Source organism: Sulfitobacter sp. SBS6, from assembly GCF_048285585.1.
GTDB classification, from domain to species: Bacteria; Pseudomonadota; Alphaproteobacteria; order Rhodobacterales; family Rhodobacteraceae; genus Sulfitobacter; species Sulfitobacter pontiacus.
Map to the genome: position 1 here is coordinate 1 of NZ_JBLWBA010000007.1, position 12,848 is coordinate 12,848.

The following is a 12,848-nucleotide window of genomic DNA, read 5'->3' on the forward strand; positions in this document are numbered from 1 at the left end:
CGGCTGCGATAATGTAGGGGGGTGGATTCACAAACGAAGTGCAAATTCTGTACGAATACAGAGAGTTGCATGGAGTATGAAGAATGGGAATCCACTACTGTCACCTGAAGCTGGACGAACGACGCAAGCTTGCAAAGTGGCTGGAAGCCAAAATGCCGATTTCAGAGATTGCGGATCGCCTGGGCCGCGATCCCTCCACGATATACCGAGACATTAAGCGCAATCGTTACACTGACAAAGAGATACCGGAACTGGATGGATACCACGCGCTTGTCGCTCAGGACAAATACGAGGCGCGCCGCGCGATCCATCGCAAGATGATCGTTTACCCTGAACTGAAGGAAGCCATTGAAGACCGATTGAAGGCTGGCTGGTCACCAGAACAGATTGCGGGCCGCATGCGGTTGGAGCGCCATCCGATCCGCGTGAGTCACGAGACGATCTATCGGTTCGCCTATTCCAAAGATGGTCGCGATGAACAGTTTTATCGCCATCTTCCCGAACATCGCAGACGTCGCAGGCCGCGTGGTTACCGCAGGCACAACCGGACCCACATCTTCGACACGCAGAGCCTGTCGTACAGGCCTGAGAGCATCTCAGAGCGTGCCGAGTTCGGCCACTGGGAATGCGATCTGATGATGTTCCGCAAGGAGCATGGAAAGGTCAACGTGACGTCTCTGGTCGAACGGGTGAGCCGGTATGCTGTCGTCATGCGCAACGAGGATCGCCAGTCCAAACCGATCATGGAGGCGCTGATCCAGGGCCTGGCTCCCCTGCCCGCCGATGCGCGTCAGTCGATCACATTCGACCGCGGCACCTAATTCTCCGCATGGAGACATCTCAAGGCCGGGATCGGCGCAGATGCGTGGTTGTCTAATCGCAAGGCCGCAGTCAAGCCTTGATGCAAAAGCACGGCCTATCGAAATGCCTTTAGAGCATTTCGGCCTCCGGTTCTTGCTCAGTTCGCTCTCAGCACGTTTATGTTATTGAGGTCATGCGTGTGTCCGGGGCATGGTTGTCTCCGCGGTCAGCACTTGGCTGCCGCATTTTGGGTTCCGCAGGTGAAGCCTTCCTTTGTTCTGCACGCAGTCTGTAATAGCTGCTGCCACGTCTTTCGGATTGGCCTGACCTCCGTCCACGACAGGGACGCCTCCTCGCATCAAGTTATGATGCGCTGAGCTCGGTGTGCGAGGGACAATGCCTTAGGCGAGTTCCTCGCGCGTTGGAATAAAGGTTTGACCGGTCTTCAGCATGGAATGCATGATGACGGCGAGTTTGCGAGCAACGGCGACCGCCGCCCGCTTGAAGCCAAGGCGTTCGCGCAATTGAAGCCCCCAGGTTTTTAGATCACTGACCGTTTCGGCTCGAGTCCTCGTAAGCAACGAGGTCGCAGCCTCGTAGAGGAGCCCACGCAATCGTTGCCCCCCCCTTCGAGAGATGTGGCCGTTAAAATCCATCTCTCCCGATTGGTATCGGCGTGTAGTGAGGCCAAGCCATGCGCCGGCAGATCGGGACTTCGGAAAGTTCTTCGGGTCTTCGATAGCGGCCACATAGGAAACTGCTGTGATCGCCCCAACGCCTGGTATCGTCATGAGCAAACGCGTGCTTTGGCACTGTCGCGCCGCCAACAAGAGCTGGCGGCTGAGCGTAGACGCCCGCTCCCTGACAGCTTGCCAAGCTTCAAGCAACGGATAGATGATCCCTTTCAACTCGACATGTCCGTCCAGTAGATCGTTAACCTTTTCTATGAACACCCGGCCTTTGCTCTTGGGCACGACAAGACCGAAAGTCTTCATCAAACCACGGATCTGATTGGTCAATTGTGTCGTGATGGCCAAGAGTTGGGTGCGGGCTGCAACCAATGACCGGATCAGCATCGCTTCGAACGACTTGACCCTGACAGCCTTATAGAAGCCGGTTTCGGCAAGTTTGGCCAATCCCTCAGCATCGTTTGCATCGGTCTTGTTCAGCGTCTCACCCAGAATTTTCTGAGCATGCCGCGCCTCAATGCAGATCGCCCGGAGTCCTTCCCCCGTTAAGGCATGAAAGAACCAAGTGGCGAGGGGGCCAGTTTCGAAAACGACGCTCAGGGGGTCGTCCGCATGCTTCCGAACCGCCTGCGCAATAATTCCCGGGTCGGAGGGACATTTCCCGCGCCATATTCTTTTGCCGTCTTCTCGGATTGAGATCGCGGTATCCTTCAACGAAACGTCAAGCCCTATGTACTGGCCCATGCTCAATCTCCATCTGTTGCTTCGAACAAGACCCTTTCGGATCACGCTCTGGATCATACCGGAGAAAAAACATTTCGATGCCATGACGAAACGCGGAGTGACAGAGCGATTACCCCATGTTCTGCGATCCCTCCTCGCCATGGCAAAAAGGCACCGTCGAGAACACCAACCGCCGCGCCCGAAGATGGCTGCCTCGCAAGCGTGACATCAGGGGAATGACAGACCATGATATTAAGCAGATCTGTGACCAACTCAACAACACGCCCCGCAAATGCTTAGGATGGAAAACACCTGCGGAGGTCTTCCGTGAAAAAATGATGGAGGAGATGGGCCAACATCCCTACCCTCAAAGGCTATAGGAGTCGCGGTTCGGCTATCGCTCACACCGCGCATTTTCTGCGCGGTGCTTGTTGCGGGCATAACGCTTGGTACGCCCGTGTTTGCACAGCGGTACGTAGAGGTGGAACGCAGCTTCGCAGTGGCGTTGATCCGTGATGTTCTGATTGCCATTAATTAGGGTAATTGGACCGACAACTACACCATCTTGCGCGATTACGCGTCCAGCCATTTTTTACTGCCAACGATCCAACCCGCCTAACGGGCCTGTTTGCAACCGTTCTCTCGTCGGAGCCGGAAATCCTGAGCACACAAGCCGCAAACGCCAGCACCTACGCAAGACGCGGCGGAGTGAACCCCCTGCCCGCAAGCGATGGAACCGCGTTATTCTGACAACAAGACCCCGCCCGCGGACACAATCCACACAACCATAAATGCGCAAGCGAGCCATGGGCCAAAGGCGACTCTGCGATCCGGGTTACGACGGGTAATCAGCGCATAGACCAAGCCGCCAAGGCTGGCGACGAGCAACACATATGGCAGCAACCCAACACCAAGCCAACTACCGCTAGCCGCGAATAGCTTTGCATCGCCCAGGCCCAACCCCTCCTCGCCATGGCGAAAGAAATAGAACTGACCGATCGCCCAGAACAGTCCGAAGCCGGTCAAGGCACCAGCCACCGACGCCCCAATCGAGATCCGATCGGTCACCAGCGCCAAGACGAGACCCGCCCCGATCAGAGGAACCGTGTAGATATTTGGCAAACGGAAAGTCCTGAGATCAACCCATGCGAGCCTCGCAAGAACTGCGGCAAGGGCAGATGTCGCAATAATAATAATCAGCAATCCCATGTCCTTATAAAAGATGCGGCGAAATCTTGCTTTTTCTCGAAACTAAGCGGGGAACCGCCACGTGCCTAAGAAAGGTATTATTCAAAGTACCGTCAATAAGCGATCGCCGTATGTGCGGTGGACAATAAAATTAGGGAGTAACGAATGACTTTTTACAAAAGTGCCACAAAGCTTGCAATGACAGTCAGCGCCGCTGCGCTGGTCGCGTCGTCTGCAACAGCGTCATCCCACCGGGAAGCGCCTGGCATCACCGAACAGCCAAAGGTTGATGCGTCAGATTTCTACATGTTCCGCAGCTACGAAACAGGGCGCCCGGACTATGTGACCTTCATCGCCAACTACCAGCCATTGCAGGCTCCGTATGGCGGACCGAACTATTTCACCATGGATCCCGACGCGATCTATGAAATCCACATCGACAACGACGGTGACGCGGTTGAAGACATTACCTTCCAGTTCAACTTTGACAACGAACTGGCGAATGACGGGGCGGGCATTGCCCTCGAAATTGGCGATGCGACGGTTGCTATTCCGCTGCGGACAGCCGGTCAGATCACTGGTGCCGCTGCCGATCCTTTGAACGAGATCGAAAGCTACACGCTGACCCACATCACAGGCGACCGAAGGTCCGGTAAGCGTGCGGCGGTAACCGGTTCGAACGGCGAGACATTTGCCAAACCGCTGGACTATATCGGCGAGAAGACGTTGCCGGACTACGAAACATACGCAAACAGCTTTATTCATACGATGACTATTCCGGGCTGCGACATGCCGGGCAAAGTGTTCGTTGGTCAGCGCGAAGAAGCCTTTGCTGTGAACCTGGGCGAAGTTTTCGACCTTGTGAACCTTGTCCCCCTTGAAGGGTCGATCCCGAATGACCGCTCTAACGACGATCTGGTGGACCGGTTCAACGTCACCTCACTGGCCGTCGAAGTGCCAATTACCTGCCTCACCGGGGACGGTAACGGTGTCATCGGCGCATGGACAACAGCCAGCCTGCCCCAAGCCGAAGTCGAAGACCCATCGCCGACCTACGCAGAGACCTCCAAGTATGGCGGTGCTTTCGTGCAACAATCGCGTCTGTCCGCGCCTTTGGTGAACGAACTGGTGATCGGTCTACCTGACAAAGACCTGTTCAATGCCGCGCAGCCGACACAAGACAGTGCTCTGGCGACTTACGTGACCAACCCGACACTGCCTGCACTGATCGACATCCTGTTCCGTGAAGCTTTGGGAGCCGACGACAACATTGCGCCTTCAAATTTCCCGCGCAACGACCTTGTCACCGCGTTCCTGACCGGCTTTCCCGGTCTGAACCAGCAGGCAACTGTAACGGCGTCTGAAATGATGCGCCTTAACACTGCGATTGCCCCCACAGCTCAAGCAGAGCAAAGCCCGTTTGGCGTTGTCGGTGAAGACCTTGCAGGCTTCCCGAACGGCCGTCGCCCCGGTGACGATACCGTAGACATCGCCCTGCGCGTCGTCATGGGTGCCCTGTGCCACCCCGTACCACTAGGGGCAGAACTGGGTGTGGATGGCGCTGAGGAAGATACTGAAAGCGACTTTATCAATCTGGGTCTGTGCGAAGAATCCGATGCACCGGTTGGCGATCAACCGTTCATCGACGGCGCACCTATCAGTTCTGCTGAGATGCAGGCTGTGTTCCCTTACCTGAACACCCCACTGCCCGGCGCAACCAACGAATAAGGAGGACAACACATGAAACTAAGATCTAAATCAGCGTTTCTTGGCACAGCTGTCTTTCTTGCGGCTTGTGGCAGTTCGGGCATTGGGCTGACCGGTATCCAGCAATTGGGTGCCAGCTTCCTTGCGGCGTTCAACGCGGACGGTGCGACAGGCGAACCCGTCGACGCACAAGACGTCGATCTTGCCGCGGTCAGCTTCACCACGGATCCCTTTAACCCTTAAGGGGTGATCTGAATAAACCACCGACGGCCCTCCGTTTCTCGGAGGGCCGTTTTGCGTTCGACCTATTCTGCGTCTTCTGACGAGTCCGGCTCTGAATAGATAAACCTGCGCTGCACAATCTCGACCGCTTTGACCCCTAACTTGTTCCGACGCAGTATCAGGCTTTGCATTGCAATCTCTGCGCGTCCGGCCTGCGCCGTCACATCCACCAGATAGGCGTTCGAGGTAAAGCCGCTGTTTTGGGGACGCAGCGCGCCGACTGTGGCAAGATCATCCAGCGTCAGAAAACCCTGTGCCTCGCGCAAGCGCACCAGTTGCAAAGCCTGCCTTCTATTCTGCAACATGACGGTCAACAAAAACGGGTCCACCGCATTCAGATTGATCGCACCGGCGACCGGCAATGCAGTCACATAGGGCGCCAAGGCATCCAGTGTTACAGGAGATACGCCAAAACTCGCAAGGTCATCCAGTGCATTCACGCGCTCTAACACGCTTAGAATACGCACGATCTGGGTAACTGTCTCTGGCGGTTGGTTTAGGGCCACCATCAACCGTTTTGCGAACTCCTGCGTGCCTAGGGTCACCTGCGCCAGTTGATTGATATCGAATTTCGCCTGCAGATCGGTGACGCCAACCGAAAACCGTCCTGTGGCCAAAGCCACTTCTTCCTGGATCACGGACCGCGCCCAAGGTTCGCTGAAATGGTCTGTGTCTGGCCCTGTATCAAGATCGCGGCGCAGCGCATCCACGACAGACGCCTCGGCACCCATCGCAATCTGCTCGGCGGTGGCTGCGTCCGATGCGCGGGACACGCGATCCAGCGCAGCTTCTTGGCTGGTGATCAACAGCATCATCAAACCCCCTGCGATGGCAAGCACCACAAGGACGTTGATCAAGACCACGCCTTCGTCTGACTTGCGGCGTGTCACTGGCTTTGCCCTGCTGGCAAAACCATCAAGCGCGTTACCGTTGCGGGGCGCACGCCTTGCCGTTGCCAGACATCTATCGCCAATTCAGCGGCCATCGGCGCGCCAACCGTGGCGCTCGCGTTCGGCGGCCATACGTCATGCCACCGTTGCCCCCGTCCCATGAGCCGCCATCCCAACGCAGACACCCCAACCAACAGCCGCTGATCGACAGGGCCTGTTCCTGTGCCCGTTTTGACCTGCCGGACCAATGTTTCGTCCTCGAGGAAATAGGCGATGCTTCGGGTTCTCTCGCCATATGCGCGCGCAAAAGACAATTTGCTGTCCGTCAGGGTCACGTCAATAGGCGCAATCTGCGCCAGATCGCGGCGGATCACCAAGAAGGCCCTATCAATGTCGGCCAATCGTTCAAGTCGTCCTTCGGTATTTTCACCCGTTCGGGCCACCGTGTCCAAAACAGTCAGCCCTGCAACCCCGATCACAGCGAATATCGCCAGCGACACCAGCACTTCGATCAGGCTCAGCCCTGCATCGCCGGCGCGTTTGGCGTTCATACAGAGGTGCTGCCGATCAGGCTGAAATCACCGGAACCCACCTTAAGAACGCCAAGCCCGCGTTCGCACAGGCCAGAACGTTCGAACCGATATGGCCCGACGACGCCGGTGAACCCTTCCGTGCGGGTCAACCCCTTGGCAGAGAGCTGCCTTTGCTGGCCAAGCACCCGCAGCAATTCGACGGCATCAAATGCCAGTCCGCTGATGATCCCACCACTGGTGCCGCCCGCCTCGGTAAACGCATCGTTAAACGCTGCAAAGCGCAGTGGATCAGGGGCCGCAAACCAAGCCTCGCGAAATGCCGGACGGTCCGATAGGTCCAGCGTGGACCATTGGGTCGACCCCAACAGCTGTATCCCCTGACCGCGCAATGCTTCGGCAGAAGGGGCCAACGTCGCGTCTGCAACGGGCAGATAGACCGCGTCGGGCAGTTTCCCCCCCTGATTGAGGGCGGCCAATAGACCTGCGCTGCCGGCCTGAACCGTTTCGGGACGTATATTCAGCCCCAAGGCGCGGCCCACCCTCCGCGCGGCCTCTGCCGATTGTGCACCAAATGCGGTCGAGGGCACGACGACGGCGACATCGCTGAGGTTGCGTTGCGCCGCAATTGACAAGATCGCTTGTGCGGACTGCGCCGGTGTCACACCAAACACAAACGTGCCGCCGCCCGCCAAGGCTTCGTTGTTGGATAGGGTCACGACGGGAACGCGCACTGCTTTTCCCACCGCTTCGGCTTGTGCGCTGAACACGGGCCCAACGATCATCTTGGCCCCGGCCTCGACCGCCCGCGTGGCGGCGGCCACCGCTGTTTCAGGTGTCGATCCGCTATCGACGATTTCGATCCCGACACCCGGCCCCCCGCCAAGGGTTGCAGAGGTGCGCAATGTCTGCCCTAACTCTGCTGAGGTGCCGGAAAGCGGTAACATGATCACGGATTTTTGCGGCCCGTCATTGCCGCGCAGACCACCACCACCGTTGCCAAACGACACGTCACCGCATCCCCCAACCAAGGAGACAACAGATGCCGCAGAAAGACCTGACAATACGCGGCGGCGCGACGGGACGCTTGCATGGTCTGCGGTACGGGTTGGTTTTGGCGGCTGTGACATGCTGTATACTTTTCCTAATGATAGGGATGATTTTCGCCGTAGCACCGATCAGTATTGTTACACGAAACACCAATCTCGCGCCAACGATTATTGATATTCACGGCTCGCTTCGTCGCGGTCGCGCCACGCTGGAGGGCGGGTATGTTCTGAGCTGGCAAACCGCGGCTTCGGTGCTTTGGGTGCCTCATCTGGATACCCGATATGTACTTGAAGGGAACGATACCCGCATCACCGGCGCGCTAACCACCGGTCCGCGCGGGATCGCCCTGCACGATACACAAGGCCGCGCAGGGCCGGGTTTGGCGGGGCTTATTGAAGGCGCGTGGGAGTGCGATATGACCGCACGCGTCACGGATGTATCCTTTAGCTGGGGGTGGCGCAGTGCGGCTGCCTCGGGTGGCTTGTCCACCCCAGAGGGCAGCTGTTCAAAGTCGGGCCAAACGGTTGATGTGCCGCCGCTTGTGATGACGTTGGGCAGCGAAGGGAACGATGCGGTAATCGCCCTGTCTGCAAAAGACGCGCCGCCGATGGCAACCGTCAAAATCCGCCGGAAACGGGTGTTTGATATCTTGATCCAACCCTCCGCATCAAAGGTGTTCCCCCAGCTACCAAGCAGCGGCCCGATTGCGTTGCAACTGCCCTTCTGATCACCCTGCCAACGCATTCAGCCCCACAATCGGCATCAGGATCGACATGACAAGCAGCATCACAATGCCCCCCATCACCAGCAAGACCGCGGGCTCCACCAGTGCGACGATCGCGGTCACCGAAGCCTTAAGAGACGCAGCCTGATCGCTTGCAGCGCGGTCCAGACTGTCGCCCAAGCGACCGCTTGCCTCCCCGCTTGCTATCATCGCGACCAACATCGGGGGGAAGACACCTGCCGCCAGTACCGACTTGGACAACACGGCACCATCATTCACCTCTTGGGTGATCTGCGCGACGCGTGCACGAATGAACCGGTTCGGCACCGTGCCCGCCGCTGCGGACAACGCCTCCGACAGTGGTACACCCGATTGCACCAGGGTCGCCAATGTGCCGGAAAACTGCGCCGAATTCAGACGCAGCACCAGCGGGCTGATAATCGGCGCGCGCACAATCCATCGGTCCCAGCCAAGCCGCGCCGCAGGTTGGCGCAACAGCGCAAGCCCGCCGATTATAAGCGCAGCAATCCCCCCTGCCGACGCAGCCCCCCAACGCTGCATCCAATCGGAAACCGCGATCAGACCACGGGTCAATGCGGGTAATTCGGCCCCCCGTGCCGTGAAGACGCGGACGATGTCCGGCACGACAAAAACCAGCAGCGCCACAATCACGCCAAGCGATACCAACGCCAACAGAGCCGGGTAGATCAACGCCAACTGTAGGCTTTGACGGTTGCGGCTGCGATCCTCGATGTGGGCGGCCAGATGCTCCATCACTTGGGGTAATTTGCCCGCACTCTCGCCTGCCCGCACCGACGAGCGGTAATATTCATCAAAGCTGCCCGGCACGTCTTCAAGGCTGTCGGCAAAGCTGCGCCCGTCGGTAATCGCGGCACGCAAGTTCAACAAAAGTGATGCATCTTTCGGTCCTTTGATCTGGTCTGCCACGATCTTCAGCGCGTCTTCGATCCGTACCTGCGCCCCAATCAGAGTGGCCAGTTGCCGCGTCACCAACACCTGTTTCTTCAGTCCAAGCCGGTGTGCCCGCCCGCGGCCCGTCCCCGCAGCGCCGCGTGTTGTAGCATTGACCGATAACGGCAAAAGATTGCGTTTGCGCAAGTCTGCACGGGCCGCTGCAAGGCTTGCTGCTTCGATCAGCCCTTTCGTCTGCTTTCCTGCCGGATTGACAGCGCGATAGGAAAACGCAGGCATGATCAGCGCTCCCCTGCTAAAACATCGTCTCGTACTGCTCTGGCGACTTCTTGCACCGTGGTAAGTCCGGCGCCGATCTTCTGGGCGCCGTCCTGCATGATACCGGGCCCTGTCCTGCGGGCTTCAGCCGTCAACGCCGCCTCAGAGGCCCCCTCGTGGATCATCGCTTCAAGCCGTTGGGTCGCGACAACAATTTCATAAAGCGGCAGCCTGCCGCGATAGCCGGTACCGCCACATGCCTCGCACCCATTCGCCTCGTACACGCGATCACCCACGGCCAAAGATCCTGCCAGCAGGCTCACGTCTGTCTCGGTCACGGAATGGGGTGCTCGGCAATCGGCGCACAACTTGCGCACCAGACGCTGCGCCACCAATCCCCGTATCATTGGGGCCAGCAAGAACCGCTCTACCCCCATATCAATCAACCGCGATACCGCGCCAATCGCCGTGTTCGTGTGCAGCGTAGATAAAACAAGGTGTCCGGTCATCGCACTTTCCACTGCGATCTTGGCCGTTTCGCCATCGCGGATTTCGCCGACCATGATGACATCGGGGTCTTGTCGCAAAATGGCCCGCAACCCCCGGGCAAATGTCATGTCGGTTTTTGAATTAACCTGAATCTGGCCCACCCCAGCCATCGAGTATTCGATCGGGTCCTCCACCGTCAAAATATTGCGTTGACGGTCGTTCAATGCACCCAATGCGGCATAGAGCGATGTGGTTTTCCCCGATCCCGTCGGGCCTGTGACCAGAACCAACCCTTCGGGTGCCGTGACGATTTCGTTAAAGGCGTTCGTGTCCCGCTCTGACATGCCAAGATGCGCAATGCCCAGCTGGGTTTGGCCGCGATCCAGCAGGCGCAGAACGACACGTTCGCCAAACTGCGACGGCAAGGTGGAAATCCGCACATCTAGATCGTAGCTGCCCACGCGCAAACTGACACGCCCGTCTTGGGGCAGACGCTTTTCCGCGATATCCAGCTTGCCCATCACCTTAAGCCGGCTGGACAGTTGGGACGCGAGCGCGCGGCGTGGTTCAAGCACATCCCTCAACACCCCGTCGACACGAAACCGTACGACAAGCCGTTTTTCCTCAACTTCGATGTGGATGTCGGATGCGCCGTCTTTCACCGCTTCCAGCAGCAACGCATTGATCAGCCGAACCACCGGCGCGTCGTCTTTTTGGTCAAGTAGATCATCAACAGATGCCGCTGTTTCGGCAAGCGCGCTTAGATCATCGCTGTCATCATCGGCCATTTGCGCCGCTTCGGCAGCGCTGTCGCGATAGGACGCTGACAACGCTTTATCGAAGGTCGCCGCATCCACGGCTTCAAACCGGATCAGCGCACCGGCGATACGCTGCGCCTCGATCAACGCAGGCAGGGGCGCATCGGGCAGATGCATGCACACCGGCGCAGTATCAACTTGCAACGGGTCCAACAAAACACCGTGTGTCTTGGCGAAACTGTAACTAAGCACCGGTCCCGTCATCCCGCATCCTCCAGCAGCAGCCGCAATGATACTTGACCGGGCTCGGTCGCGCGCGACATTTCCACCGATACAACGCGCACATTCTGCGTCGCTTCTAAGGCGGCAATCCATTCGATCAAATCGTTGTACCCCGCCTTTGCAACCGTGATCCGCAATCTTGTGCCTTCGGGGTCGAGGCGCGCCAAGGGGATGCCAGCGCCCTCGGCGCTTTGGGTGATGCGAGGTGCCAAAGGGATCGCGGCGTTCGGCGATCGCACGGCGACAGGCACGGCATCATCCGCCGTCAACGCAATCTGTGTTACAGCCAGATAGCGCGCAATCCGATCCGTCTGCAAAGCGCGCTCGGACACGGTCGGTAGCCAGACGAACGTCCATAGGCCATAAAACAACAAGACCGCGCCGCCAGTCAGCACCAGCATCCGTTCGCGCGGGTTCAGGCGGGACAACAGCTTCATGGGCGCACCGTCAACTCAGAGCGGGCTGCACCGTCGCTGGCTGTCGCCGACCCCGCAGAAACTTGGAGCCCCGCCTCATCCAGACGGGATTGCGCTTGCTGTATTGTATCAAGGTTCGCGGCCTCTACAGTCAGGCGCAGCGCACCGTTAGACCAAGTCAGCTCTTGGAATTGCACCGCGTCGCCTTGTGCCCGTAATGCGCTTGCCACGCGATCCATCACAGGCAGGAAACCCGATCCCCCCTGCGGCCTGTTCGCATCTGACAACCGGCGCATCACAAGGGCTGGCGGATCATCGGGGGATGCACCGGGCAGCTTGGCGGTCAACGCCACCGCGGCCTTCGCGCGCAAGTCATCTGCAATCCGGCGCTGCGCAGTCGCATCAAGCGCGGCGAGCATGAGGTGGCCGATCCCGGCCAAAACCAGACAGGCGGCAAGCCACTTCAAGGGTCGGGCAAACCCGCGTGTCGGACGATACACCCCTTGGCGCAGGTCTGCCTCCCACAGGATCGGGGCGGGGGTCACACCTGTGCCGCCTTGGTCCTTATAGGCAATAGCTGTCGGCAAGGCCGATGCCAGGTTTTCGATCGCGGGTTCACCTGCCAGTTGCCACACCGCCAGCAACATATCAGTGGTCACCGCGAACCCCGTCCCATCTGAAAGCCGCACCAGAACGCGATCATCTGAACGATAGGTGCGCCATGTCATCGCCCCGTCCGGGCCCGGCGCAGGCGGCGGCAGCAAGACCTGCTCGGGCACTAAAGCGCGATCCGCAGCGTCAGCCAGGTACCGTTCAAGAGTGTCCGTCTTCAGAACCGCAGCCAGAACCGATCCCTCCGCGTCGGTGCCGCAGATCGCGAAATGCGTACTGGCCAGGCCTTGCGCTACAAAGTCTTCCAACGCAAACGGAAGCGCCGCCAGGCGTTGCCGCGCACCGCGTATGGGCAGTTGCACATGATGCAGATGAACCAGCTCTGCAGGAATGACTGCGACACCGGCGGCGCTGTCTTTCGCGATCAAGTGGTCAAAAACTACACGACGCTCTGCGTTCTCACCCTCTACAACGGGTGTTTCGACAGCCGAACTGGACGCATCTCCCATTGCGAAA

The 12,848-nt window shown here is 58.7% G+C and carries 12 protein-coding genes and 2 pseudogenes; 5 read left to right on the forward strand and 9 right to left on the reverse strand.

Annotated features, from left to right (window positions below; all coding sequences use genetic code 11):
• Nucleotides 1-83 precede the first annotated feature (83 nt).
• Nucleotides 84-818 (forward strand): annotated as a pseudogene (locus tag ACNQ62_RS12940) (IS30 family transposase); the annotation flags it as partial.
• A 384-nt stretch (nt 819-1,202) separates the two neighbouring features.
• Here ACNQ62_RS12940 and ACNQ62_RS12945 read toward each other — a convergent pair.
• On the reverse strand, nt 1,203-2,234 hold the full coding sequence (locus ACNQ62_RS12945) for an IS110 family transposase (protein WP_418095016.1): 1,032 nt from the start codon (nt 2,232-2,234) through the stop codon (nt 1,203-1,205).
• A 113-nt stretch (nt 2,235-2,347) separates the two neighbouring features.
• Between ACNQ62_RS12945 and ACNQ62_RS12950 the strand changes: the two are divergent.
• Nucleotides 2,348-2,593: pseudogene (locus tag ACNQ62_RS12950) on the forward strand (transposase); the annotation flags it as partial.
• Between the two features lie 361 nt (nt 2,594-2,954).
• Here ACNQ62_RS12950 and ACNQ62_RS12955 read toward each other — a convergent pair.
• On the reverse strand, nt 2,955-3,416 hold the full coding sequence (locus tag ACNQ62_RS12955; protein ID WP_418095017.1) for a prepilin peptidase: 462 nt from the start codon (nt 3,414-3,416) through the stop codon (nt 2,955-2,957).
• Nucleotides 3,417-3,566: 150 nt separating this feature from the next.
• On the opposite strand from ACNQ62_RS12955, the gene ACNQ62_RS12960 reads away from it, so the two are divergent.
• Both ACNQ62_RS12960 and ACNQ62_RS12965 read left to right on the forward strand, forming a co-directional pair.
• Nucleotides 3,567-5,129: a DUF4331 domain-containing protein gene (locus ACNQ62_RS12960; RefSeq protein WP_064216679.1), complete on the forward strand. Its 1,563-nt coding sequence runs from the start codon at nt 3,567-3,569 to the stop codon at nt 5,127-5,129.
• Between the two features lie 12 nt (nt 5,130-5,141).
• Nucleotides 5,142-5,351 (forward strand): hypothetical protein, encoded by a 210-nt coding sequence (locus tag ACNQ62_RS12965; RefSeq protein WP_064216680.1) that lies wholly within the window; start codon nt 5,142-5,144, stop codon nt 5,349-5,351.
• Nucleotides 5,352-5,413: 62 nt separating this feature from the next.
• Here ACNQ62_RS12965 and ACNQ62_RS12970 read toward each other — a convergent pair whose 3' ends face one another.
• Genes ACNQ62_RS12970 through ACNQ62_RS12980 form a run of 3 tightly spaced genes read right to left on the reverse strand, consistent with a single transcriptional unit; the run spans nt 5,414 to nt 7,820 of the window.
• The gene (locus ACNQ62_RS12970; protein WP_418095018.1) at nt 5,414-6,280 is read right to left on the reverse strand and encodes a general secretion pathway protein GspK; all 867 of its coding nucleotides are present in this window, start codon (nt 6,278-6,280) and stop codon (nt 5,414-5,416) included.
• Nucleotides 6,277-6,831, reverse strand: coding sequence for a type II secretion system protein GspJ (locus tag ACNQ62_RS12975; protein ID WP_418095019.1), 555 nt, complete (start codon nt 6,829-6,831; stop codon nt 6,277-6,279). The genes ACNQ62_RS12970 and ACNQ62_RS12975 overlap by 4 nt, the downstream gene beginning before the upstream one ends.
• On the reverse strand, nt 6,828-7,820 hold the full coding sequence (locus ACNQ62_RS12980; RefSeq protein WP_289082882.1) for a penicillin-binding protein activator: 993 nt from the start codon (nt 7,818-7,820) through the stop codon (nt 6,828-6,830). Before ACNQ62_RS12980 ends, ACNQ62_RS12975 begins: the two co-directional genes overlap by 4 nt.
• Before the next feature lie 146 nt (nt 7,821-7,966).
• Between ACNQ62_RS12980 and ACNQ62_RS12985 the strand changes: the two genes are divergently transcribed.
• On the forward strand, nt 7,967-8,587 hold the full coding sequence (locus ACNQ62_RS12985) for a hypothetical protein (protein ID WP_418095020.1): 621 nt from the start codon (nt 7,967-7,969) through the stop codon (nt 8,585-8,587).
• Here ACNQ62_RS12985 and ACNQ62_RS12990 read toward each other — a convergent pair whose 3' ends face one another.
• From ACNQ62_RS12990 to gspL, 4 genes are read right to left on the reverse strand one after another with little or no spacing between them, the layout of a single operon-like run.
• Nucleotides 8,588-9,796, reverse strand: coding sequence for a type II secretion system F family protein (locus ACNQ62_RS12990; protein WP_418095021.1), 1,209 nt, complete (start codon nt 9,794-9,796; stop codon nt 8,588-8,590).
• Between the two features lie 2 nt (nt 9,797-9,798).
• Nucleotides 9,799-11,286 (reverse strand): GspE/PulE family protein, encoded by a 1,488-nt coding sequence (locus tag ACNQ62_RS12995; protein ID WP_289080770.1) that lies wholly within the window; start codon nt 11,284-11,286, stop codon nt 9,799-9,801.
• Entirely contained in the window at nt 11,283-11,741 is a 459-nt protein-coding gene (gspM, locus tag ACNQ62_RS13000; protein ID WP_418095022.1) for a type II secretion system protein GspM, read from the reverse strand. Before gspM ends, ACNQ62_RS12995 begins: the two co-directional genes overlap by 4 nt.
• Complete coding sequence (gene gspL / locus ACNQ62_RS13005) at nt 11,738-12,841, reverse strand: type II secretion system protein GspL (protein WP_418095023.1); 1,104 nt, start codon at nt 12,839-12,841, stop codon at nt 11,738-11,740. The genes gspM and gspL overlap by 4 nt, the downstream gene beginning before the upstream one ends.
• Between the last annotated feature and the right edge of the window lie 7 nt (nt 12,842-12,848).